Raw genomic sequence first — 20,104 nt, 5'->3', positions numbered from 1 at the left:
GCGTCTGAGGGGGTCAACTTAATGAATATCGTCGGATTTCGACAGCGCCTCGCGCAGCTTGCCGATATCAAAATCCGCGCGCTTGGCCATGTCCAGGATCACCGCTTCCTTGCGGCTCAGCAGGTCAATGGCGGCGGGCAGGCCCTTCACGGCTTCGGCGGGGATGGTGACGGCGCCGTGGCGGTCGGCATGGACCACCTCGTCATGCACCACCTGCATGCCGTGCACGGTGACCGGACGGCCCCAATCCACCACGTGCACATAGGCATGGCTCGGGTTGATGATGCCCAGCAGCTGGAACTCCGGGGCCACCATGTCGAGATCGCGGATCGAGCCATTGGTGACGCAGCCCAGCGCCTTCAGGCCCTTGTGCACATTGGTGTTCACCTCGCCCCAGAAGGCGCCCGTGCCGGGCACGTCATCGAGGTCCTGCAGGATCACCACCGTCGGCATGTCGGTATTGGCCACGTATTCATACCAGCCGATGCGCGAGGCGCGGTCCTGCTCCTTGGTGCGGCCCGAGGGGAATTGCGCGCGGATGGTGCCCACGCGGGCCGGCCCGCAGATCGGCGACATGGAGGGATGCGCGCAATCGAAGGTGCGGACGGTGAAGCCATAGCCGCGCCGGGCAGGCACCACGAGTTCGAGTGCGTTGCAGATGGTGGGCGTATCCCAGGCGCAAAGCGCATCGAGATCGGCTTGGGTGTAGGGACGTTGGGCCATGTGTTCCTCCTGGGGTTGCCATGAGTTTCGGGCGATGCGGCGCGCGCGTCAAACCGGGCGGATGACAATGGGGTGATACGATGGACAGCCGGGTCCAGCCTGCTAAAGCCTCGGGCACATGCGCGCACTCATCCTCATGCTGATCTTGCTGCTGCCGGGCTTCGCCACGGCGCAGACCGGGCGCTTCGGCTCGGCCGGCACGCCCAATATCGGCCCGCCCGATGATGCGCTCATCCCCAGCCTCGCCGCCAAGCAGGACCGGCTGGAGGAGCTGGGCTGGATGATCCGCGGCCAGGCCACCTTCATCCTGCAGGGCAATGCCGGCTTCCGCTCGCCCTATCGGGCGGAGGGCAGCTTCACCCCGGCCGCCCAGGCGCGCAACACGCTCTCGACCGACCTGATCCTGGGCCGGCGCCTCTGGCAGGGCGCGGAGGTGATCTTCAACCCTACCCTCACGCGGGGCTTCGGCCTCTCCAACTCGACCGGCATCGCCGCCTTCCCGAATGGCGAGGCGTTCCGGCTGGGCAGCACCGACCCCACCGTTTCCGTCCCGCGCCTCTTCATCCGCCAGACCATCGCCCTCTCCGAGGACACGGTCCCGCCCGACAATGACCCGCTGCGCTTCACCACGCCGCTGCCGCGCGAGCGCATCACCATCACGCTCGGCAAATTCGCCGTGTGGGACATCTTCGACGACAACCGCTACGCGCATGATCCGCGCACGCAATTCATGAGCTGGGCCCTCGTCGGCGGCGGCGCCTTCGACTACGCGGCCGATGCCCGGGGCTATACCGAGGGCTTGGCCGTGGAATGGGAAAACGGCACATGGGCGGTGCGTGGCGGCGCGTTTCGCGTGGCACGGCAGGTCAATGGCCTGTTCCTGGACCCCTCCATCACGCGCGGCTTCCAGCTTCTCGCCTCGGTGGAGCGCTTCTGGCGGATCGGCGAGCGCGAGGGCGCGCTGCGGCTGATCTATGGGTATTCCCGCGCCCGGCAATCACGCTGGAACGAGCTGTTCAGCAACGGCTTCCAGACGTTCGACATCAACCCCTACGGCTATCGCGCCAAGAACAACGCCAACCTCTCCTTCGACCAGGAGATCACCCAGGATTTCGGCGTCTTCGCCCGCGCATCCTGGAATGACGGGCAGACGCAGAACTGGATGTTCACCGAGATGGACCGCGCCTTGAGCGCCGGCGCGGCACTCACCGGGCAGCGATGGGGCCGGCCGAGCGACACGATCGGCCTCGGGACCAATATCGGCTGGATCAGCGGCGGGCGGCGGCGATACCTGGAGGATGGCGGCATCGGCTTCATCACCGGCGACGGACGGCTGAACTACCGCCCCGAATGGCTGACCGAGACCTATTACGATGCGCGCATCGCCCCCGGCGTGAACGCCGCACTCGGCTATACCCTCGTGGTGAACCCGGCCTACAATGCGGACCGTGGTCCCGTCTCCATCTTCAGCCTGCGGATGCGCGTCGCCTTCTGAGCGTGCCTCGCTGTTCGCCGCCGAACCACGCTTCGCCGGCATCGAGCAGCGTGCGGGCCCCCTGCCCTGGCGCAGCCGCCCGCGTGGCTTCCCGGGCTTGCTGCGCACCATCTGCGGCCAGCAGATCAGCAACCAGGCGGCGGGTGCCATCTGGCGCCGGCTTTCGGCGCTGCCCGGCGCGCTGGCGCCGGAGGGGTTGCTCGCTTTGGATGACGCAACCCTGTGCGGCGTGGCGGGCCTGTCCCGCCCGAAGGCCGCGCATGCGCGCAGCCTCGCCACGGCATGCCTGGATGGCAGGCTGGATTTCGCGCGGCTTGCCGCGCTGAATGACGTGGAAGCGATCGCGATGCTGAGCGGCGTGAAGGGCCTTGGCCCCTGGACGGCCGGGGTGCATCTCATCTTCGCCGAGGGCCGCACGGATATCTTCCCCTCGGGCGACATCGCTCTGGCCAATTCCGCACGGCATCTTTTCGCGCTGGAGGCCCGCCCCGCGCCGCGTGCCCTGGCCAGGCTGGCCGAGGCGTGGTCCCCTGCGCGTTCCCTGGCTGCCCGCCTGCTTTGGCATCACTGGCGACACGAAACGGGCCGCCCCCTGATCGAAGATCCATGAAGGATAAAGGTGCCATGCAGATCTCCCGCCGATTGGCCTTCGCCTGCGCCTTTTGCGCCACCACAGCGGCCCAGGCGCAGGACGCCCCCGCACGCAACACGCTGACGCCAGCGCAATCGCTGAACCGCTTGATGGAGGGCAATCGGCGCTTCGTGGCCGATGCGCCGGCCCCACCCGGTGACTATGCGACCCGCCGCCGGGCATTGGCGCGCGGCCAGGCGCCTTTTGCCGCCATTCTGGGCTGCGCCGATAGCCGCACGGCCCCTGAGGCGCTGTTCCGGGCAACCCTGGGTGAGGTATTCACCGTGCGCATCGCCGGCAATTCGCTGTTCACCGATGGCCTGGGCAGCCTGGAATTCGCCACGAACACCCTGGGTGTCTCGGTGATCATTGCCCTGGGGCATGAGCGCTGTGGCGCAGTGGGCGCGGCGATCCAGGTGGCCGAACAGGGTGCGCGGCTGCCCGGCGCGCTGATGGCGGTGGTCGAGCCCATCCTGCCCGCCGTCGCTGAAGCGCGGCGTGGGAACCCGGCCAACATGCTGGATGCCACGATCAAGATGCATGCGCGCCTCACCGCGCGCCGGCTGCGGGACCAGCCATCCGCCCTTTCGCCCGCCATCGCCTCCGGCGCATTGCGGGTGGAGGCGGCCTATTACGACCTGGACAAGGGTCGGGTCACCATCCTCGAAGCCTGAGGCCAGCATGCCGCGTTTTTCGCCCACCATCCTCGCTACCGCCGACCCCGCGATTCCCGCGGCCCGCGCCTGGGCCGCGCGCTACCGCGGTCAGGCGGGGCCGGCGCTTGACTTGACGCAGGCCGTGCCAGGCTATCCGCCGCATCCTGAGCTGCTGGCGCGGCTGGGCGAGGCCGCCGCATCACGCGCCGCGGCCAGCTATGGCCCGATCGCCGGTGACGAAGCTTTGCGCGCGGCCCTGGCGGAGGATGCCAGCGGCTTCTATGGCGCCGCCATCGGGACGGAGCATGTGGCGATCACCGCCGGCTGCAACCTCGCTTTCGCCATGGCGATGAAGGTGATCGCGGCACCGGGCGAGAATGTTCTCGTGCCCACGCCCTGGTATTTCAACCATGAGATGGCGCTGAGCATGGCCGGCGTGGTCGCCCGGCCCCTGCCCTGCCAGGCCGCCCTCGGCTTCGTGCCCGATGTGGTCCTGGCGGAGACGCTGATGGATGCGCAAACCCGCGCCATCCTGCTGGTGAGCCCGAACAACCCGACGGGTGCTGTCTATCCGCCCCAAGTCATCGCCGCCTTCGCCGAACTCGCGCGGCGGCGGGGCATCTGGCTGGTGCTGGACGAGACCTACCGGGACTTCCTGCCGAACCGCGTGCCGCACAGCCTGTTCGGCGACCCCGATTGGGGCGATGTGCTGGTTCATCTCTACAGTTTTTCCAAGGCTTATTGCATTCCGGGGCACCGCCTGGGCGCCGTGATCGCGGGGGAGGCCTTCCAGGAGCAATTGGCGAAGGCGCTGGATACGCTGCAGATCTGCCCGGCGCGGCCGGCGCAACAGGCCGTGGCCTGGGCCATTCCCGCTTTGCGCGACTGGCGCTCGGACAATCGGAAGATCATGCAGGCGCGGGCGGCGGCCTGCCGGGCCGCGCTGAACAATGACTGGATTGACGCCATGGGCAGCTATTTCGCGTATCTGCGCCTGCCCGATGGTGCGCCGGATGCCATGCAGGCCGCGGAATTCCTGGCCGCCGAACACGGATTGATGACCCTGCCCGGCCCCTTCTTCGGCCCCGGCCAGGAGCGGCACCTGCGCCTTGCCTTCGCCAATGCAGAGGCCGAGCGGCTGGCCGAATTGCCGCAACGGCTGGCGGGGCTGGTCTAGCGTCCGGTTGCGGTGGGTGCTTCCCACCGCGTGAACCGGCCGCTCAGCCCAGCACCGGCGCCGCGTCGAACCCATTCGCGAGCACCCCGCGCGGCTTGATCATGTCATACGGCCCGCGCGGCAGATATTGCGCCGTGCCGGGCTCGGCCTGCACCACGCCGTCGCGCATCACCACCTCGCCCCGGCGGATGGTCATGACCGGCCAGCCCGTCACCTCCATCCCCTCATAGGGCGTGTAGTCAATGGCGTGCTGCATCAGCGCATTGGTGATGGTGCGCTTCGCCTTGGGGTCCCAGAGCACCAGGTCCGCATCGGCGCCGATGGAAATGCTGCCCTTGCGGGGGGCGAGGCCCATCAGCCGGGCCGGATTGGTCGCGGTCAGGCGCACGAAATCATCCAGGGTGATCCGGCCCTTGGAGACACCCTCGCTGAACAGGATGGGCAGGCGGGCGGCCAGGCCCGGAATGCCGTTCGGGATGTCGCGGAAGCTCGCATCGCGGCCGTTCTGTCCCTTGCCCCTCTCGCCCCCGAAGCTGAAGGCGCAATGGTCGGAGGAGACGACGTCCAGCACCCCACGGCGGATCATGTCCCAGATGCGCGCATGCTCGGCCGTATCGCGCGGCGCGGGGCTGCACATGAATTTGGCGCCCTCGAAACCCCCCTCTTTATCCATGGGTTGATCCATCTGGTCGGCGGTCAGCGCGATGTATTGCGGGCAGGTCTCACCCCAGACCTTCACGCCGCGGGTCTGGGCGCGGGCGATTTCCTCGGCCGCTTCGGCGCAGCTGACGTGAAACACCTGGATGGGCTGGTCCACCAGCTCGGCCAGCGCGATGGCGCGGTGGGTGGCCTCGCGCTCCACCACGGGCGGGCGGGACCAGGCGTGGTATTTCGGCGCGGTCATGCCGGCGGCCAGCAAGGCTTCGGTGCGCCAGTTGATTGCGGCGTAGTTCTCGCAATGCACTGTGACCAGGCAGCCATGCTTGCGCGCCGTGACCAGCACCTTCAGGTATTCGGCATCGCTCAGATGCAGCGGCTCATAGGTCAGGAAGACCTTCAGGCTGCGCACGCCGCGCGCCACCAGTTCGGGGATTTCCCGCTCCAGCACCTGCTCGGTCGCGTCGCTGATGATCTGGTGGAAGGCGTAATCCACCATGCCCTTGGCCGCGCGGGCCGAGCTGTCGGCGAAGCGCTCCAGCACGCCGCCGCCCTTCCATTGCGGCACGAAGCAAACGACCGAAGTGGTGCCACCGGCAAAGGCCGCCCGGCTGCCGCTTTCGAAGCTCTCCTCATTCACGCCGGATGGCGAGGGCTCTTCGATATGGCAATGGCTGTCCACGCCGCCAGGCAGCACCAGCAGGCCATCGGCCGAAACGCTGGGGCCGGTAGAATCCAGCTTTTCCGCCAGCGCCACGATGCGCCCGGTGCGCACGCCGATATCGCAGCGCGTGGTGCCAAAGCCCGTCGCCACCGCGCCGCCACGCACCACCAGATCGTATTCCGCCATGCCCGCCATTCCCATTCTGCCGTCCCAGCATGGCGCGAGGGATTGATGCGGCGCAAGGACAGGGGCGGCCGGTGCGGACCACGCTTGCGGCATGGAAACGCTGACCCGCCCTGCCCGTACCCCACCGGTCTCGCTCACCGCCAATCTGCCACGCTACACAAGCTATCCGACCGCGCCGCATTTCGGGCCGATGGAGGAGGGCCTCTACCGCAGCTGGCTGGGGCGCATGCCGGCGGGCGCCGCACTCTCGCTCTATGCGCACATCCCCTTCTGCCATGAGCTGTGCTGGTATTGCGGCTGCCACACCTCGGTCACCCGCAACGAGGCACGAATCGCCCGCTACGCGGCAGCACTCGAACGGGAGGCCGAGACGCTGGCCCGCGCCTTGCCAGCCGATGGCCTGGTTCAGCAGCTGCACCTGGGCGGCGGCACGCCGAGTGCGCTGGGCGGCGCGCGGCTGACGCGGCTGATGGGCCGGCTGCGCGCCCTGTTCCCCTTCGCTCCGGAGGCCGAGCTTTCGGTTGAGCTCGATCCACGCACGCTGACGCAGGATGCGGTGGATGCGCTGGCCACGGCCGGCTTCACCCGCGCCTCGCTCGGTCTGCAGGATGCCAATGCCGAGGTGCAGGCCCGCATGGGCCGAATCCAGCCGGAGGCCATGCTGCGCGAAGCGGTTGACCGGCTGCGACGGACCGGAATCCGCAGCATCAACCTCGACATGATGTACGGCCTCCCGGGCCAGACTGCCGCGCATGTGCGGGCCACGGCGCGCCTCGCGGCTGAACTGGGCGCCGAGCGCGTCGCTGTCTTTGGCTACGCCCATGTGCCCTGGATGAAGCCGTCGCAAAAGGCGATCCGCGTGGAGGAACTGCCCGCCGCGCAAGACCGGCTGGAACAGGCGGAAGCCGCCACGCAGGCGCTGCGCACGGCCGGCTATCTGAGCATCGGCCTCGATCATTTCGCGCGACCGCAGGATTCGATGGCGCGTGCCTGCGCGGATGGCAAGCTGCGCCGCAACTTCCAGGGCTACACGACGGACCAGGCGAACTACCTGCTCGGTCTCGGCGCGTCCTCGATCGGTGCCACGCCGGAGGGCTATGCGCAGAACCTGCCCGATGAGCGCGGCTATGTCGCGGCGGTGGAAGCCGGCCGCCTGCCCATCGCGCGCGGCCTTACGCTGACGGCGGAGGACATCGCCCGCCGCGCCGCCATCGAGCGGGTCATGTGCGATCTGGCGCTCGATCTGGATGCGTTGGCGCCTGGCATCCTCGCCACCGCCCGTCCGGGGCTGGAGGTGCTGGAAGCGCAAGGGCTGGTGCGCCTCAGCGGCGCCTGGCTGACCGTGCCCGAGGAGGCGCGGCCCTTCTTGCGGCATGTGGCCGCCTGCTTCGATGCCTATCTGGGTGCGGGCAAGGGGCGACACAGCGTTGCGGTGTAGCCGGGACAAGAATTCTATCGAGGGGCTGGCCCCACGAGCGCCCCGGCAGGAACCTCAGGTTCCTCCACCTCCGTCACCTGAGCGAGCACCCGGCACCACTGAAATCCGCGAAGCTTCGCGTCAGAGGCGGTGAGGCACTAACCCCGCAGGAACGGGTTGCTGCGACGCTCCGTCCCGAAATCCGAGCCGGGCCCGTGGCCACAGACAAAGGCGATGTCATCGCCCAGCGGCAAGAGCTTGGTCACGATGGCGTCAATCAGCGCTGCATGGTCGCCATAGGGAAAATCGGTCCGGCCAATCGAGCCCTGAAACAGCACATCCCCCACAAAGGCGACGCGCAGCTTCTCGCTGACATAAACCAGGCTGCCAGGCGAATGGCCAGGGCAATGCAGCACGGCGAAATCTTCGCCAGCAATGTTGATGCTGGCGCCCTCATCCAGCCACTGGTCGGGCACCAGGTTGCGCGCGCCCTGGATGTCGTAGGCGCGGCCCTGCTGCTCCAGGTGGTCCAGCAGGATGGCATCCGCCCGGTGCGGGCCGGTGACGGTGATGCCCGTCTTCTCGCGCAATTCGTCGGCGCCGCCGGCATGGTCAATATGGCCATGCGTCAGCAGGATCTGCGTGAGGGTGACGCCCTGCGCCTTGATCGTGGCCAGGATCTTCCCGACATCGCCGCCGGGATCGATCACCGTGCCTTCCATCGTCACATCGTCCCAGACGAGGACGCAATTCTGCTGGAAGGGGGTGACGGGGATGATGGTGGCCTTGAGGGGCATTTGCGGGCTCCGTGCGGAGCCGGTTTCTATCATCCGGCCAGGCTTGCCGATAGTTCACCCGGGCAGCCTCGCCAAGCATTCATCCGGGCAGCCTCGCCAAGCATCTACCCGGGCAGCCTAGCCACCACCCTCAGCCCGCCACCATCCCGGTTGCTGAGCGTCACCTCGCCACCATGCGCGCGCAGGATGCTGCGCGCGATGGTGAGCCCAAGGCCCGTGCCGCCCGTCTCCCGATTGCGGCTGCCCTCGACGCGGTGGAAGGGCTGGAACACGGCCTCCTGGGCGGATTCGGGAATGCCGGGGCCGTCATCATCCAGGATCAGCACGGCGCCACGGTCGCGCTGCTCCAGTTTCAACCGCGCCGCGTCCCCGTATTTCAGCGCATTGCCGACGAGGTTGGTGAGCGCCCGCTTCATCGCAACGGGCCGCAATTGCAGCACCAGATGCTCCGGCCCGTCGAAGGTGATGGCGGGCGCCAGTTCGGGATTGGCATCCACCGCCTCATCCAGCACGGTGCGCGCCAGGCTGGCGAGGTCCACGGCGCCCGCCGGTTCATTGGCCGCGTCATCGCGCGCGAAGGTCAGCGTGGCGGCGATCATCGCCTCCATCTCGGCCAGATCGGCCAGCATCTTGGCGCGCTGTTCGTCATCATCCAGGAATTCAGCCCGCAGCCTGAGGCGCGTGATGGGCGTGCGCAGGTCATGGCTGATCGCGGCCAGCATCTGGGTGCGGTCCGCCACGAAGCGGCGGATATTGCTGGCCATGGTGTTGAAGGCGGCCGCCGCCGTCGCCACCTCGCGCGGGCCGTTTTCGGGCAGCGGGGGTGCATTCACGCCCCGGCCGAGGCGCTCTGCCGCCGCCGCCAGATCGGTCACGGGCCGGGTCAGCCGGCGCACCGCCCACCAGGTCATCAGGGCCGCGGCCAGTGACATGGCCAGGAAGGCCACCAGGAAGTTGTCGGAATGCCAGGGTCGGAGGGCCGGCGTGCTGATGGTGAGGTTGAGCCACCCCTGGTCCGGAAAGCGCATCGAAACCGCGAAGCTGCTGCGGCTGAGCGCGCCGGACTGCACTTCCGCGGGCCGGAACCGCCGGGGCGGCGGTGGCGGCACGGGCGGGCCGGCCGCGCCATCCAGCCGGAACCAGCGCGAGAGTGGCGGCGGCACATGCGGCAGGCCAGGCGGCAGGGTCGAAACCGCGTCATAGGTCGCGACCAGCGTTGCCGGCAGATCGGCCTCGGCGAGGATCTGCGGGCGGCGTTCGGGCGGGGCCGTCACCAGTGCGCGCCACAGGGCGTAGCTGCGCAGCGCCGTCTCCCGCGCTTCGGCTGCGCGCTGCAATTCCACGCGGTCAAAGGCGTGGATGGTCAGGCCCACCGCCTGCACGCCCATCAGCCCCAGGATGAGAACAAGCGCCGTCCGCCCGGCCAGGCTGCCCGGCCAAAGGCGCTTCATTCGCCGGCGCCGCGCTCTGCCGCGCCCCGATCCACGGCGCCCCTGTCCACGGTCGTCGAGAGAACATAGCCGCCGCCGCGCACCGTCTTGATGACGGAGGGGTTGCGGCCGTCATCCTCCAGCTTCCGGCGCAGGCGCGAAACCGCGACGTCAATCGCGCGGTCAAAGGGGCCAGGCTGGCGGTTGTGCAGCAGGTCCATCAGCATGTCGCGTGTCAGCACGCGGTTGGGGCGTTCCAGCAAGGTGGTAAGGAGTTCGTATTCGCCGCCGGTCAGCGGCACTTCCGCCCCTTGGGGATTCATCAGGCGGCGGCGGGCGGGTTCCAGCACCCAGCCGGCGAAGCGGATGCTGGCGCTGGCTTCCTCGCTATTCGTGGCCAGGGCCTCGGCGCCCTGGGCGCGGCGCAACACGGCCCGGATGCGAGCCAGGAGTTCGCGCGGGTTGAAGGGCTTGGCCATGTAGTCGTCGGCGCCGAGTTCGAGGCCGACGATGCGGTCCGTCTCCTCGCCCATCGCGGTCAGCATGACGATGGGGATGTTGGACTGCCCACGCAGCCAGCGCGCGACATCGAGGCCGGATTCCCCCGGCAGCATCAGGTCCAGCACCACCAGGCTGTACCGCGCGAGCGGCCAGACCTTGCGCAGCTCCCGCGCATCGCGTGCCAGGGTGACGCGCAGCCCCTGCTTTTCAAGGAATTTGCCGAGGAGCTCGCGAATTTCACGGTCATCATCGAGGACAAGGATATGCGGGGCGGGTTCCATGCGAGGATTGTAACAGCCGCCCCGGTATCGGTCCGTGGTGAATTGTAACCAAGGCTGTCGCAATCCTCCGCCGCGGCGCCGGGTCAAGGCAGGACCAACCACAGGGCCGCCCGGCAAACTGCGCGTACTTCACCTGCCGCGGGAAGGCCGGGGGTGTTGAAGCCCGCGCCCCCGCCGTGTAGGAGGGTCCGGCGTTGCGGGCGTGGTGGAACTGGTAGACGCGCCGGACTCAAAATCCGGTTCTGGTGACAGAGTGTCGGTTCGATTCCGACCGCCCGCACCACCTGCCCGCCAGCGAATGGCTGGACAGCCCGGCCCATCCGCGCCAAACCCCGTCGCAATTCATCATCCCCACGGAGTCCGCCGCCATGACCTCGGCCGCGCCTGAACAGACCTTCCAGACCATTGCCGACATCATCGCGGAGACCGCGAGCGTGGACCGGGCGAAGATCACGCCCCAGGCCCATGTCATCAACGACCTCGGCATTGACAGCCTGGACTTCCTCGACATCGTCTTCGAGATCGACAAGCGCTTTGGCGTGAAGGTCCCTGTCGAGGCCTGGACCGAGCAGGTGAACAGCGGCAAGGCGCCGGCCGAGCAGTTCTTCGTGCTGGGCGCGCTTTGCCAGCGCATTGATGAGCTGGTCGCGGCGAAACAGGCCTAGCTCCTTGCGCCTCGAATATTTCGAGATGATTGACCAGGTGCTGTCCCATGACGACACGCACCTGACCGCCCAGGCGCGCGTGCCGGAGACGAGCCCGGTGTTCGAAGGCCATTTCCCGGGCTTCCCCCTGCTGCCCGGCGTGCTGATGATCGAAGCCATGGCGCAGGCCTGCGGCTGGCTGATGGTCACGCGCAGCGGCTTCACCCGCATGGCCCTGCTGGCCAAGGTGGGTGAGGCAAAGCTGCGCGGCATGGTCAAGCCGGGAGCCACGCTGACCGTCACGGCCGAACTCATCCATGACGGCTCCGGCTATGCCGTGCTGCGCGGGACCTTGGCAGCGATCGCGGCCGAGAGCACGACCCGCGCTGCCGAGGCCGAGCTGACCCTGCGCACCATGGCCTTCCCCGCCCCCGAGCTTGAGGCGGCCGTCCGCGCCCGCGCCACCGTGATTGGTCTTGCCTGATGCTTCGCCCCGTCGCCATCACCGGAATTGGCCTCGCTTCCTCTCACGGCGAGGGCCGCGCCGTGCACACCGCCCTGCTGGGTGGTGCCGCCCCGGTCCTCGATGAGGCGCGCTTTGCGCCCTACGCCGTCCATCCCCTGGCCCCCCTGCCCTTCGATGCGGCGATCCCGCGGCGCGAGATGCGGCAGATGGAGAACTGGCAGCGCCTGGGCGTCTATGCCGCCGGCCTGGCCATTGACGATGGCGGGCTGCGGGACCGCGTGGCCGCCATGGACCTGATCGTCGCGGCCGGCGGCGGTGAGCGTGACTGGAAGCTGGATGAGCAGATCATGTCCGCCCATCCGGCCGAGATCGAACGCCACCGCATGCTGATGGATGGCCTGCGCCCCACGCTGTTCCTGGCGCAGCTTTCCAACCTGATGGCTGGCTCCATTTCCATCGTCCACAATGTCGCCGGGTCCTCCCGCACCTTGCTCGGCGAGGAGATTGCGGGAGCCGAGGCGCTGCGCATCGCCGCCGCGCGGGTTGCGACGGGCACATCGGAGTTGAGCCTGGCCGGTGGCGCCTTCATCGCCGAGCGGCCGGAAATCCTCCTGTTGTTCGCCATGGGCGGCATGCTGCACAGCGGCCCCTGGGCGCCGGTTGCGGCGCGGCAGGGCATCGTGTTCGGCAGCGTTGGTGCTTTCTTGACGCTGGGGCCTGCGGGCGCTGCCAAGCCACTCGCCATTCTGCGCCATATCGCGACCGATCAGGGCCCGCCCGAGGGGCGTGCCAGCCGCTTCGCTGCGCTGCTGGCCGCAACACCGGCGCGCGCGCCCGACTGCCTCGTGATCTCGGCCGCCAGCGGTGCGGCGGATGCAACGCGCGCCGAACTGGCGGCCCTGCCCACGCCCCCCGAAATTTTCGCGGCCGATCTCCTGGGCCATTCGACCGAAGCCGCTTTCCCGGCGGCCCTTGCCTTGGCCACGCTGGCCATCCAGTCGGGCCGTGCGCGCCAGGTGCTGGTCACCGGCGCGGGGCAATGGCGGGGCGAGGCTGTGGCGCTGCTGGAGGCCCCGCTATGAACCCGCGCATCGCCGTCACCGGCATTGGCATGGTCACGGCCCTGGGCTTCGGCGCCGAGGGCAATTGGGCCGCTCTCGCCGCCGGCCGATCGGGCATTCGCCGCATCACGCGCTTTGACGTGACGGGCATGCGCGCCACCATCGCGGGCTGCGTGGACCTGCCGGGCGATCAGCCAGGCGTGCCCCTCTCGGTCGCGGTCCGCGCGCAGCTTCTGGGTGAGGCCGCCATCGCCGAAGCGCTCGGCCAAGCGGGGCTGTCCGCGCCGTTTGATGGCCCGCTGTGCATCGGCATGCCGCCGGTCGAGATCGAATGGCCGGAGCGCGGCCGCTTCGGCGCCGCGACCTATGCCGAGCTGATCGAGAAGACCACCGGTGTCACAACGCTTTACGAGGAATTCCTCTTTGGCGGCGCCTCGACGCGCATCGCCGAGCGCTTCGGCACCAAGGGCGTGCCGCAGACCGTCACCACCGCCTGCGCCTCGGGCGCTTCGGCCATCCAGCTCGCCCTGGAAGCGATCCGGCGCGGCGAGACCAAGATGGCGATTGCCGCCGGCGCCGAAGCCAGCCTGCAACCGGAAACGCTGATCCGTTTCGGGCTGTTGCAGGCCCTCTCCACCCGCAATGACGCGCCCGAAGCCGCCTCCCGCCCCTTCAGCCTGACGCGCGATGGTTTCGTGATGGCCGATGGCGCGGGGGCGCTGATCCTGGAGGATGAGGCGCATGCCCGGGCGCGCGGCGCCACGATCCTCGGCTATGTGCTGGGGGCGGGCGAGGCGGCCGATACCTTCCATCGCACGCGCTCCACCCCCGATGGCTCGGCCATCATCCGCTGCATGCAGCGCGCACTGGACGATGCAGGGCTGAGCCCGGCCGAGATCGGCTACGTCAACGCGCATGGCACCTCGACGCCCGAGAATGACAAGATGGAAGCCATGGCGGTGCGCGCCCTGTTTGGCGATGCGCCTCCGCCGGTCGGTTCCACGAAATCCATGATCGGCCACACCCTCTCGGCGGCGGGTGCGATCGAGGCGGCGATCTGCCTTCTGGCGCTGCGCCACCAGATCCTGCCGCCCACGATCAACCAGGATGATGTGGACCCCGAACTTGGCGTGGACACCATCCCCGTGGCCCGGCCGCATGCGTTCCGCGCGGCACTCTCCAACAGCTTTGGCTTTGGCGGGCAGAATGTCGCGGTGGTGCTGGGGGCTGCCTGACGCGACGCCTATCGCCGCGCGGTGAAGAATTCCCGCAGCAGCAGCGCCGCATCACTCTCACGCAGGCCGCCCACAACCTCGGGTGCGTGGTGGCATTGCGGGTGGGCGAAGACGCGCGCGCCATGCTCCACGCCGCCGCTTTTGGGATCATAGGCGCCAAAGACCACACGCGCGACACGGAAGAGCGAGGCGCCCTGCGCGCACATGGCGCAAGGCTCCAGCGTTACCCACAGCGTCGCATCGGCCAGGTGCTTTTCGCCGCGCGCCGATGCGGCGGCGCGCAAGGCCAGCATCTCGGCATGGGCGGAGGGGTCGCGCTGCTCCTCCACCCGGTTGCCGGCGCGGGACAGCACTGTGCCACGCGCATCGGTCACCACGGCACCGACCGGCACTTCGCCGCGCTCCGCCGCGGCGCGGGCCTCTTCCAGCGCGATCTCCATTGGTGTCATCGCCCCGCTTCTGCCCGAGGCGGGCCGCTTCACGCAAACGACATCTTGCTATGCCCGCGCCGCGCTGCTTCACACACCCGATGAAGAAACGCCCCGTGATCGGATTGACGCTGGATGCCGAGCCAGCGGGAGGCTGGTCCAAGCTCCCCTGGTACGCCCTGCGGCAGAATTACTTCGCCGCCGTGACCGCGGCGGGCGGCTTGCCCGTGGGCTTGCCGCATGCGCCCGAACTCGCGGCCGAGTATCTCGATGCGGTGGATGGCCTCCTGGTGACGGGCGGCGCCTTTGATGTGGACCCTGCGCTCTGGGGTGGCGGTGCGCCGCATCCCAAGGTCACGCTGAAGCCTGGCCGCACGGATTTCGAGCTGGCGGCAACGCGCCGCGCCCTGGCCAAGGACCAGCCGGTGCTGGGCATTTGCGGCGGCCAGCAGTTGCTCGCCGTCGCCCTCGGCGCCACGCTGATCCAGCACATCCCCGATGAGCACCCGAGCGACATTCCCCACGAACAGCCCAATCCGCGCACCGAACCCGGGCATGAGGTGGTGATCAGCCCCGGCACGCTGCTGGCGCGCATCACCGGCGCCACGCGCATGGCCGTGAATTCGGCGCATCACCAGGCGGTGAAATCCGTCAGTGGCGCGCTGGTGGTGAACGCCACCGCGCCCGATGGGCTGATCGAGGGGATCGAGGCGCCCGCGCACCGCTTCGCGCTCGGCGTGCAATGGCACCCGGAATATGGCGTGGATCTGGCCGATGCGCGGATCCTGCGCGCCTTCGTGGAGGCTTGCCGATGAACGCGCCCGCCCATGCCCGCAAGCCCAGGCCGCCGCGGCGCGATGAGCCGGGCAGTGCCGCGGCCATCCCGCAAGACGCAAGGCCGGGTGCGGATGCTGACGCCACGGCCGAGCGCGGTGAGCGCATCGCCAAATGGCTGGCTCGCGCCGGCGTTGCCAGCCGGCGCGATGCCGAAAAGATCATCGCGGAGGGGCGGGTCAAGCTGGACGGCAAGCTGGTGACGCAGCCCGCCACCTTCGTCCAGCCGCAGGACATCGTCACGGTGGATGGCCAGGCGGTGAACGAGCCCGAGCGCACGCGGCTTTTCCGCTTCCACAAGCCAGCGGGCCTCGTCACCACCCACCGTGACCCGGAAGGCCGCCCCACCGTGTTCGAGCGGCTGCCTGAAGGCCTGCCCCGGCTGATTTCCGTGGGTCGGCTCGACCTCAACAGTGAGGGGCTGCTGCTGCTGACCAATGATGGCGCACTCTCCCGCCGGCTGGAATTACCGGCCAATGCCTGGGTGCGGCGCTATCGCGTGCGGGTGTTTGGCGATCTTGACCCGCGGGCCCTCGCGGCCCTCGCGCAGGGCGTCACGATTGACGGTGTGCGCTATGCGCCGATCGAGGCCGGCGTGGATAGCCGCAAGGGCGACAATGCCTGGCTGACCGTCGCCCTGCAGGAGGGCAAGAATCGGGAGATCCGCCGCGTGCTCTCCTATCTCGGACTTGAGGTATCGCGCCTGCTGCGCGTGTCCTACGGCCCCTTCCAGCTCGGCACGCTGGAGCGCGGCGGCGTGGATGAGGTGAATCCGAAGGTGCTGCGCGAGCAGCTTGGCCTCGCCGCCCCCACGCGGCGGCGCTGAGATAGTGCCGCGCGCCAGCCTCGCCCGCCGCTGCGCAACAGGGCCATGCGCATGCGCGTGATCTCGGGCGCCTGGAAGGGCAAGAAGCTGATCGCCCCCGAGGGCGAGGCCGTCCGCCCCACCTCGGACCGCGCGCGGCAGGCGCTGTTCGACATGCTCTGGCATGCCCCTTGGGGCGGGCGCGAGGTGGTGGACGGCGCGGCCGTGCTGGACGCTTTCGCCGGTACGGGTGCCCTGGGGCTGGAGGCGCTGTCGCGCGGGGCCGTCCGCGCCACCTTCATCGAGAAGGACCGCGCGGCGCTGGCCGCACTCCGCGCCAATATTGCCAATTGCCGGGCGCAGGCTCAGGTCATTGCCGGCGATGCCACCAAGCCGCCGCGCCCGATCGCACCCGCCACGCTGATCTTCCTGGACCCGCCCTATGGCGCGGGCCTGCTGGCCCCGGCCCTGGCCGCGCTGGACCAGGCCGGTTGGATCGCGCCGGGCGCGTTGCTCTGCACCGAGCTTGGCCTGCGCGATGAGCGGCCCGAGACGCGCTTCACCCCCCTTGATGACCGCACCCATGGCAAGGCGCGTCTGCTGATCCTGCAGGCCTAGGCCAGGATGCGCGGCCACCCGGAGCGCATCCTGGTCATCATCCCCTCGCCCGTCCTGGGCGGCGCCGAGGCGCAAACCCTGCAAATCGCACGCGGCTTCGCCGCCATGGGTGCTGAGGTCGCCATCGCGGCGGAGCCCCAGGTGCTGGCCGGCGCAGCGCTTGGACCGGCGCTGCCCCTTGCTGCCTCGCTCCGCCCGCCCGAAGGCCTCTCGCCCGAGGCCGCCCATCGCTACCAGGCCAGCGCGCTTCAGCCGCTGTTCAAGCCCTGGCGGCCGGATGCCGCGCTGGTCTGCTGCCCGCTGCCGACCGAGGCCTTTGGCGCCTTGCTGGCCCTGACGGAAGCCGGCATCCCGGCCCTGGCCGTCGCGCATCTGGTGCGGCAGGACTGGGAATTGGCCCAGGCCGAGCGCGCCGCCTTGCCGCGAATCCAGGCGAGCTGGGCCGCTGTCTCCGATGCCTCGGCGCGGCGGCTGGAAGCGTTGTTCGGCCTGCCGCCACAGCGCGTCGCGGCGATTCCCAATGGCTTGCCCCCCTTGCCCAGGCTGGCTGCGGACCCTGGGCGGTTCGGCCTGCCGGCGGGGGTCAGGCTGCTGGTGCAGATCGGCCGGCTGGATCATCGCAAGGGCGCGCATCTGGCCCGCCAGATCGCCGCCGGCATCGCGCCGACGCAGCTGGTCCTGGCGGGTGATGGTCCCTTGCGGGGGGAATTGCACGGCACCCCTGGCCTGCATCTCCTGGGCCAGACGGATCAGGTGCCGGCCCTGCTCGCCGCGGCCGATGGCTTCCTGCTTGCTTCGGAGCATGAGGGTTGCCCGCTTTCGGTGCTCGAGGCGGCAAGGGCCGGCTGCCCGATCCTGGCGACACGCCAGGCGCTCGAAGCCTGGCCCGATGGCGCTGCCATGGCGCGCATCATCCACCGCGATCCGCTGGACATCGCCGCGGCTTTCGCAGAGAGCCTGCGGGATACCGCCGGCACCCATGCCCGCCGCCAGCGCGCCGCCGAGATCGCCGCCGCCTGGGACGAGGCGGCGATGCTCCGCCGCACCGCCTGGCTGCTCGCCGCCGCATCATGCAACTGATTTTCCAGCGCCGCCCGGGGCAGACCGCGCTCTGGCTCGACAGCGCGCCGCGGCCGCTGGCCTTGCCGGAGGGGCGGCTGCTGGGGCTGCACCTGCCCGCCCCCGCTGCTGCATCGGCGATTGTGGTGGCGACGGATGCGGGGGTAGCGAGGCTGGAGGCACCGGCTGACGGCTGGGTGGTGCTGGCGCTGCCCGGGCGGGTGCTGACGCTGCATGCCGAAGGCCCGCCCCTGCGCCTCTCCGGCGGCCTGGGCGAAGGCCCGGAACATCCCGCCTGCCGGGTCTGGCATGATGAGGGCCTGATCCCGGAGGCGCATTGGCGCCAGGCCCGCATCCTGGGAGATGGCGCATTGCTGGCCCTGGCCGGTGGCCCCGCGCGCCCCTGCCTGCGCCTGAAGGCTGGCGAGTGGGGCCGCGTCACCCTGCCGCCCTTGGCCCTGCCTGGCCCTGTGCGGCCCGTCCTGGCCGTGCTGCGGGGCAGCCTGCCCGCCGCTGATCTGGCCGGGCTGACCCTGACCCTGACCGCCGGCAGCGATTGCGAGGTGGTCTGGGAAGCGGTTCAGCTCCGGCCGAACAGCCTTGCGAATTCGGATGCGCCGAAGCGCAGATAGGTCGGCCGGCCATGGCTGCAGGTGGCCGCGCGCGGCGTGCGCTCCATGGCGCGCAGCAGCGCGTCCATCTCGGCGGGGGTGAGGCGGCGCCCGGCGCGGATGCTGCCATGGCAGGCCAGCCGGGCGATGGCGGCATCGAGCCGCAGCGCCAGCGCCACCCCCTCCCCGCTCTCGGCCAATTCCTCGGCCAGGTCATGCAGCAAGGGCCCGGGGTCTGGCGTGCCCAGCAGCGCAGGCAGTGCGCGTACGATCACGGCACCCGGGCCAAAGCCCTCCAGCTCCAGGCCGAGCCGGGCCAATTCCGGCGCCGCCTCGGCCAGTTGCGCGGCGCGCGGCAGCTCCACCACGGCCGGGATCAGCAAGGGCTGCGAACGAACTCCGCCCGCGAGCATTTCCTCGGCCAGGCGCTCATGCGTGAGGCGCTCATGCGCCGCATGCTGATCCACCAGGATCAGCGCGCCATCCGGCGCCTCGGCGAGGATATAGGTCTCCAGCACCTGCGCGAGCGCCCGGCCCAGCGGGTGATCGGCGGAAACCGGCGCTTGCGGGGGCGCGAGCGGCGTGGGCGCGGAGAACCCCAACGGCAGCGCGGCCTCGGCAAAGCCCCGCGGCATCGGGCCATAGGCCGGGCGCGACGGCGTGGGGAAACCGAGCCGTGCGGGGCCGGCGTAACCCAGCGTGGTGTGCCCCCCTGAATCCGCCTGCCCCACGCCATGGCCCAGCGCGCGCCGCAGCGCGGAAATCACGGAACCGCGCACGCCATTGGCATCGCGGAAGCGCAGTTCCGTCTTCATCGGATGGACATTCACATCCACCTCGCTGGGCGGCAATTCCAGGAACAGGGCCGCCACGGGATGCCGGCCTGGCACCATCACCTCGCGATAGGCAACCCGCAGTGCGGCGCGCAGCAAGGGGTCCCGCACGGGGCGCCGATTGACCACCAGATGCTGCTCCATCGCCGTGGCCCGGGTGAAGGCCGGGCCGCCGGCGAGGCCGCTGATCTCCAGCACGCCGGGCGCACCGCCCGAGACCGGCAGGGCCGCAGCAGCGAAATCCTCGCCCAGCAGATCCCGAATGCGGGCCTCACGCGTGGCGGGGGCAAGATGCAGCATGGCCCGGCCATCCAGCGTCGCCTCGAAACCCACCTCGGGCCAGGCCAAAGCGAGGCGGCGCAGGGCCTCGATCGCCGCATCGCCCTCGCTGCGCGGGTTGCGCAGGAATTTGCGCCGGGCCGGGGTGGCGAAGAACAGGTCATTCACCTCGACCCGCGTGCCCATGGCGCCGGAGGCAGGCTGCACCTCGGATTTGCGGCCGCCCTCGACGGTGATGCGGTGCGCGGCGCCCTCACGCGGGCGGGAGGTGATCGAAAGCCGCGCCACCGCGCCGATCGAGGGCAGCGCCTCTCCCCGGAAGCCCAGCGTGCCGATGGCAAAGAGCATCGCCTCCTCCGGCAGCTTGGAGGTGGCGTGGCGTTCCACCGCCAGGGCCAGGTCCTCGGGCGCCATGCCCGCGCCGTCATCCTCGACCAGCACGCGCCCGATGCCGCCCTGCTCCAGCGTGACGCGGATTTGCCGGGCCCCGGCATCCAGGGCGTTCTCGACCAGTTCCTTCACCACGGCAGCCGGACGCTCGACCACCTCGCCAGCGGCGATGCGATTGGCGGTGGTCTCGGGGAGGAGGCGAATCAGCATCCCGGCGAGGATAGCG

General features: G+C 69.8%; 21 protein-coding genes and 1 tRNA gene. 15 read left to right on the top strand and 7 right to left on the bottom strand.

All coding sequences use genetic code 11. The annotated features are described in order from the left end of the window. Positions 1 to 18: 18 nt before the first annotated feature. The gene (locus tag LHU95_RS12170) at positions 19 to 723 is read right to left on the bottom strand and encodes an RraA family protein (protein ID WP_248707227.1); all 705 of its coding nucleotides are present in this window, start codon (positions 721 to 723) and stop codon (positions 19 to 21) included. 118 nt (positions 724 to 841) lie between these two features. Here LHU95_RS12170 and LHU95_RS12165 point away from each other — a divergent pair, with 118 nt between their 5' ends. From LHU95_RS12165 to LHU95_RS12150, 4 genes are all read left to right on the top strand, one after another. Continuing rightward, positions 842 to 2,218 carry a carbohydrate porin gene (locus LHU95_RS12165; protein WP_248707226.1) on the top strand — a complete coding sequence of 459 codons (1,377 nt, stop codon included), beginning with the start codon at positions 842 to 844 and terminating at the stop codon, positions 2,216 to 2,218. 97 nt (positions 2,219 to 2,315) lie between these two features. Further along, complete coding sequence (locus LHU95_RS12160; protein ID WP_248707225.1) at positions 2,316 to 2,828, top strand: DNA-3-methyladenine glycosylase 2 family protein; 513 nt, start codon at positions 2,316 to 2,318, stop codon at positions 2,826 to 2,828. 14 nt (positions 2,829 to 2,842) lie between these two features. After that, complete coding sequence (locus LHU95_RS12155; protein ID WP_248707224.1) at positions 2,843 to 3,523, top strand: carbonic anhydrase; 681 nt, start codon at positions 2,843 to 2,845, stop codon at positions 3,521 to 3,523. A gap of 7 nt (positions 3,524 to 3,530) precedes the next feature. Beyond that, complete coding sequence (locus LHU95_RS12150) at positions 3,531 to 4,682, top strand: aminotransferase (protein WP_248707223.1); 1,152 nt, start codon at positions 3,531 to 3,533, stop codon at positions 4,680 to 4,682. 43 nt (positions 4,683 to 4,725) lie between these two features. Here the strand turns inward: LHU95_RS12150 and hydA are convergent, their stop codons facing one another. Further along, a complete protein-coding gene (hydA, locus tag LHU95_RS12145; protein WP_248707222.1) occupies positions 4,726 to 6,189 on the bottom strand; it encodes a dihydropyrimidinase in 1,464 nt (487 codons plus the stop codon). Between the two features lie 91 nt (positions 6,190 to 6,280). Here hydA and hemN point away from each other — a divergent pair, with 91 nt between their 5' ends. Further along, positions 6,281 to 7,627, top strand: coding sequence for an oxygen-independent coproporphyrinogen III oxidase (hemN, locus tag LHU95_RS12140; protein ID WP_248707221.1), 1,347 nt, complete (start codon positions 6,281 to 6,283; stop codon positions 7,625 to 7,627). Between the two features lie 137 nt (positions 7,628 to 7,764). On the opposite strand, the gene LHU95_RS12135 is transcribed toward hemN, so the two are convergent. From LHU95_RS12135 to LHU95_RS12125, 3 genes are all read right to left on the bottom strand, one after another. Beyond that, a complete protein-coding gene (locus tag LHU95_RS12135) occupies positions 7,765 to 8,403 on the bottom strand; it encodes an MBL fold metallo-hydrolase (RefSeq protein WP_248707220.1) in 639 nt (212 codons plus the stop codon). Between the two features lie 104 nt (positions 8,404 to 8,507). Further along, the gene (locus LHU95_RS12130) at positions 8,508 to 9,854 is read right to left on the bottom strand and encodes an ATP-binding protein (RefSeq protein ID WP_248707219.1); all 1,347 of its coding nucleotides are present in this window, start codon (positions 9,852 to 9,854) and stop codon (positions 8,508 to 8,510) included. After that, complete coding sequence (locus LHU95_RS12125) at positions 9,851 to 10,615, bottom strand: response regulator (protein ID WP_248707218.1); 765 nt, start codon at positions 10,613 to 10,615, stop codon at positions 9,851 to 9,853. The genes LHU95_RS12130 and LHU95_RS12125 overlap by 4 nt, the downstream gene beginning before the upstream one ends. Positions 10,616 to 10,811: 196 nt before the next feature. On the opposite strand from LHU95_RS12125, the gene LHU95_RS12120 reads away from it, so the two are divergent. From LHU95_RS12120 to LHU95_RS12100, 5 genes are all read left to right on the top strand, one after another. Beyond that, positions 10,812 to 10,898, top strand: a tRNA-Leu gene (locus LHU95_RS12120). Further along, on the top strand, positions 10,861 to 11,280 hold the full coding sequence (locus LHU95_RS12115) for an acyl carrier protein (protein ID WP_248707217.1): 420 nt from the start codon (positions 10,861 to 10,863) through the stop codon (positions 11,278 to 11,280). Before LHU95_RS12120 ends, LHU95_RS12115 begins: the two co-directional genes overlap by 38 nt. A gap of 4 nt (positions 11,281 to 11,284) precedes the next feature. Further along, positions 11,285 to 11,743, top strand: a complete 459-nt coding sequence (locus tag LHU95_RS12110) for a 3-hydroxyacyl-ACP dehydratase FabZ family protein (protein WP_248707216.1) — start codon at positions 11,285 to 11,287, stop codon at positions 11,741 to 11,743. Further along, the gene (locus tag LHU95_RS12105) at positions 11,743 to 12,807 is read left to right on the top strand and encodes a beta-ketoacyl-ACP synthase (protein ID WP_248707215.1); all 1,065 of its coding nucleotides are present in this window, start codon (positions 11,743 to 11,745) and stop codon (positions 12,805 to 12,807) included. Before LHU95_RS12110 ends, LHU95_RS12105 begins: the two co-directional genes overlap by 1 nt. Continuing rightward, entirely contained in the window at positions 12,804 to 14,021 is a 1,218-nt protein-coding gene (locus tag LHU95_RS12100; protein WP_248707214.1) for a beta-ketoacyl synthase N-terminal-like domain-containing protein, read from the top strand. Before LHU95_RS12105 ends, LHU95_RS12100 begins: the two co-directional genes overlap by 4 nt. A gap of 8 nt (positions 14,022 to 14,029) precedes the next feature. On the opposite strand, the gene LHU95_RS12095 is transcribed toward LHU95_RS12100, so the two are convergent. Continuing rightward, a complete protein-coding gene (locus LHU95_RS12095) occupies positions 14,030 to 14,470 on the bottom strand; it encodes a nucleoside deaminase (RefSeq protein WP_248707213.1) in 441 nt (146 codons plus the stop codon). A gap of 80 nt (positions 14,471 to 14,550) precedes the next feature. Between LHU95_RS12095 and LHU95_RS12090 the strand changes: the two genes are divergently transcribed. Genes LHU95_RS12090 through LHU95_RS12070 form a run of 5 tightly spaced genes read left to right on the top strand, consistent with a single transcriptional unit; the run spans position 14,551 to position 18,397 of the window. Beyond that, a complete protein-coding gene (locus LHU95_RS12090) occupies positions 14,551 to 15,264 on the top strand; it encodes a gamma-glutamyl-gamma-aminobutyrate hydrolase family protein (protein WP_248707212.1) in 714 nt (237 codons plus the stop codon). Further along, positions 15,261 to 16,109 carry a pseudouridine synthase gene (locus LHU95_RS12085; protein WP_248707211.1) on the top strand — a complete coding sequence of 283 codons (849 nt, stop codon included), beginning with the start codon at positions 15,261 to 15,263 and terminating at the stop codon, positions 16,107 to 16,109. Before LHU95_RS12090 ends, LHU95_RS12085 begins: the two co-directional genes overlap by 4 nt. Before the next feature lie 51 nt (positions 16,110 to 16,160). Further along, entirely contained in the window at positions 16,161 to 16,706 is a 546-nt protein-coding gene (gene rsmD / locus LHU95_RS12080) for a 16S rRNA (guanine(966)-N(2))-methyltransferase RsmD (RefSeq protein WP_248711547.1), read from the top strand. A gap of 6 nt (positions 16,707 to 16,712) precedes the next feature. Beyond that, the gene (locus tag LHU95_RS12075; protein ID WP_248707210.1) at positions 16,713 to 17,786 is read left to right on the top strand and encodes a glycosyltransferase; all 1,074 of its coding nucleotides are present in this window, start codon (positions 16,713 to 16,715) and stop codon (positions 17,784 to 17,786) included. Next, a complete protein-coding gene (locus LHU95_RS12070; protein ID WP_248707209.1) occupies positions 17,777 to 18,397 on the top strand; it encodes a hypothetical protein in 621 nt (206 codons plus the stop codon). The genes LHU95_RS12075 and LHU95_RS12070 overlap by 10 nt, the downstream gene beginning before the upstream one ends. Here LHU95_RS12070 and mutL read toward each other — a convergent pair. Continuing rightward, the gene (gene mutL / locus LHU95_RS12065) at positions 18,346 to 20,088 is read right to left on the bottom strand and encodes a DNA mismatch repair endonuclease MutL (protein ID WP_248707208.1); all 1,743 of its coding nucleotides are present in this window, start codon (positions 20,086 to 20,088) and stop codon (positions 18,346 to 18,348) included. The genes LHU95_RS12070 and mutL overlap by 52 nt on opposite strands. Positions 20,089 to 20,104: the final 16 nt, after the last annotated feature.

Origin of the sequence: Sediminicoccus sp. KRV36, assembly GCF_023243115.1 — a bacterium.
GTDB lineage: Bacteria > Pseudomonadota > Alphaproteobacteria > Acetobacterales > Acetobacteraceae > Roseococcus.
This window is presented reverse-complemented; position numbering and strand designations above follow the sequence as displayed.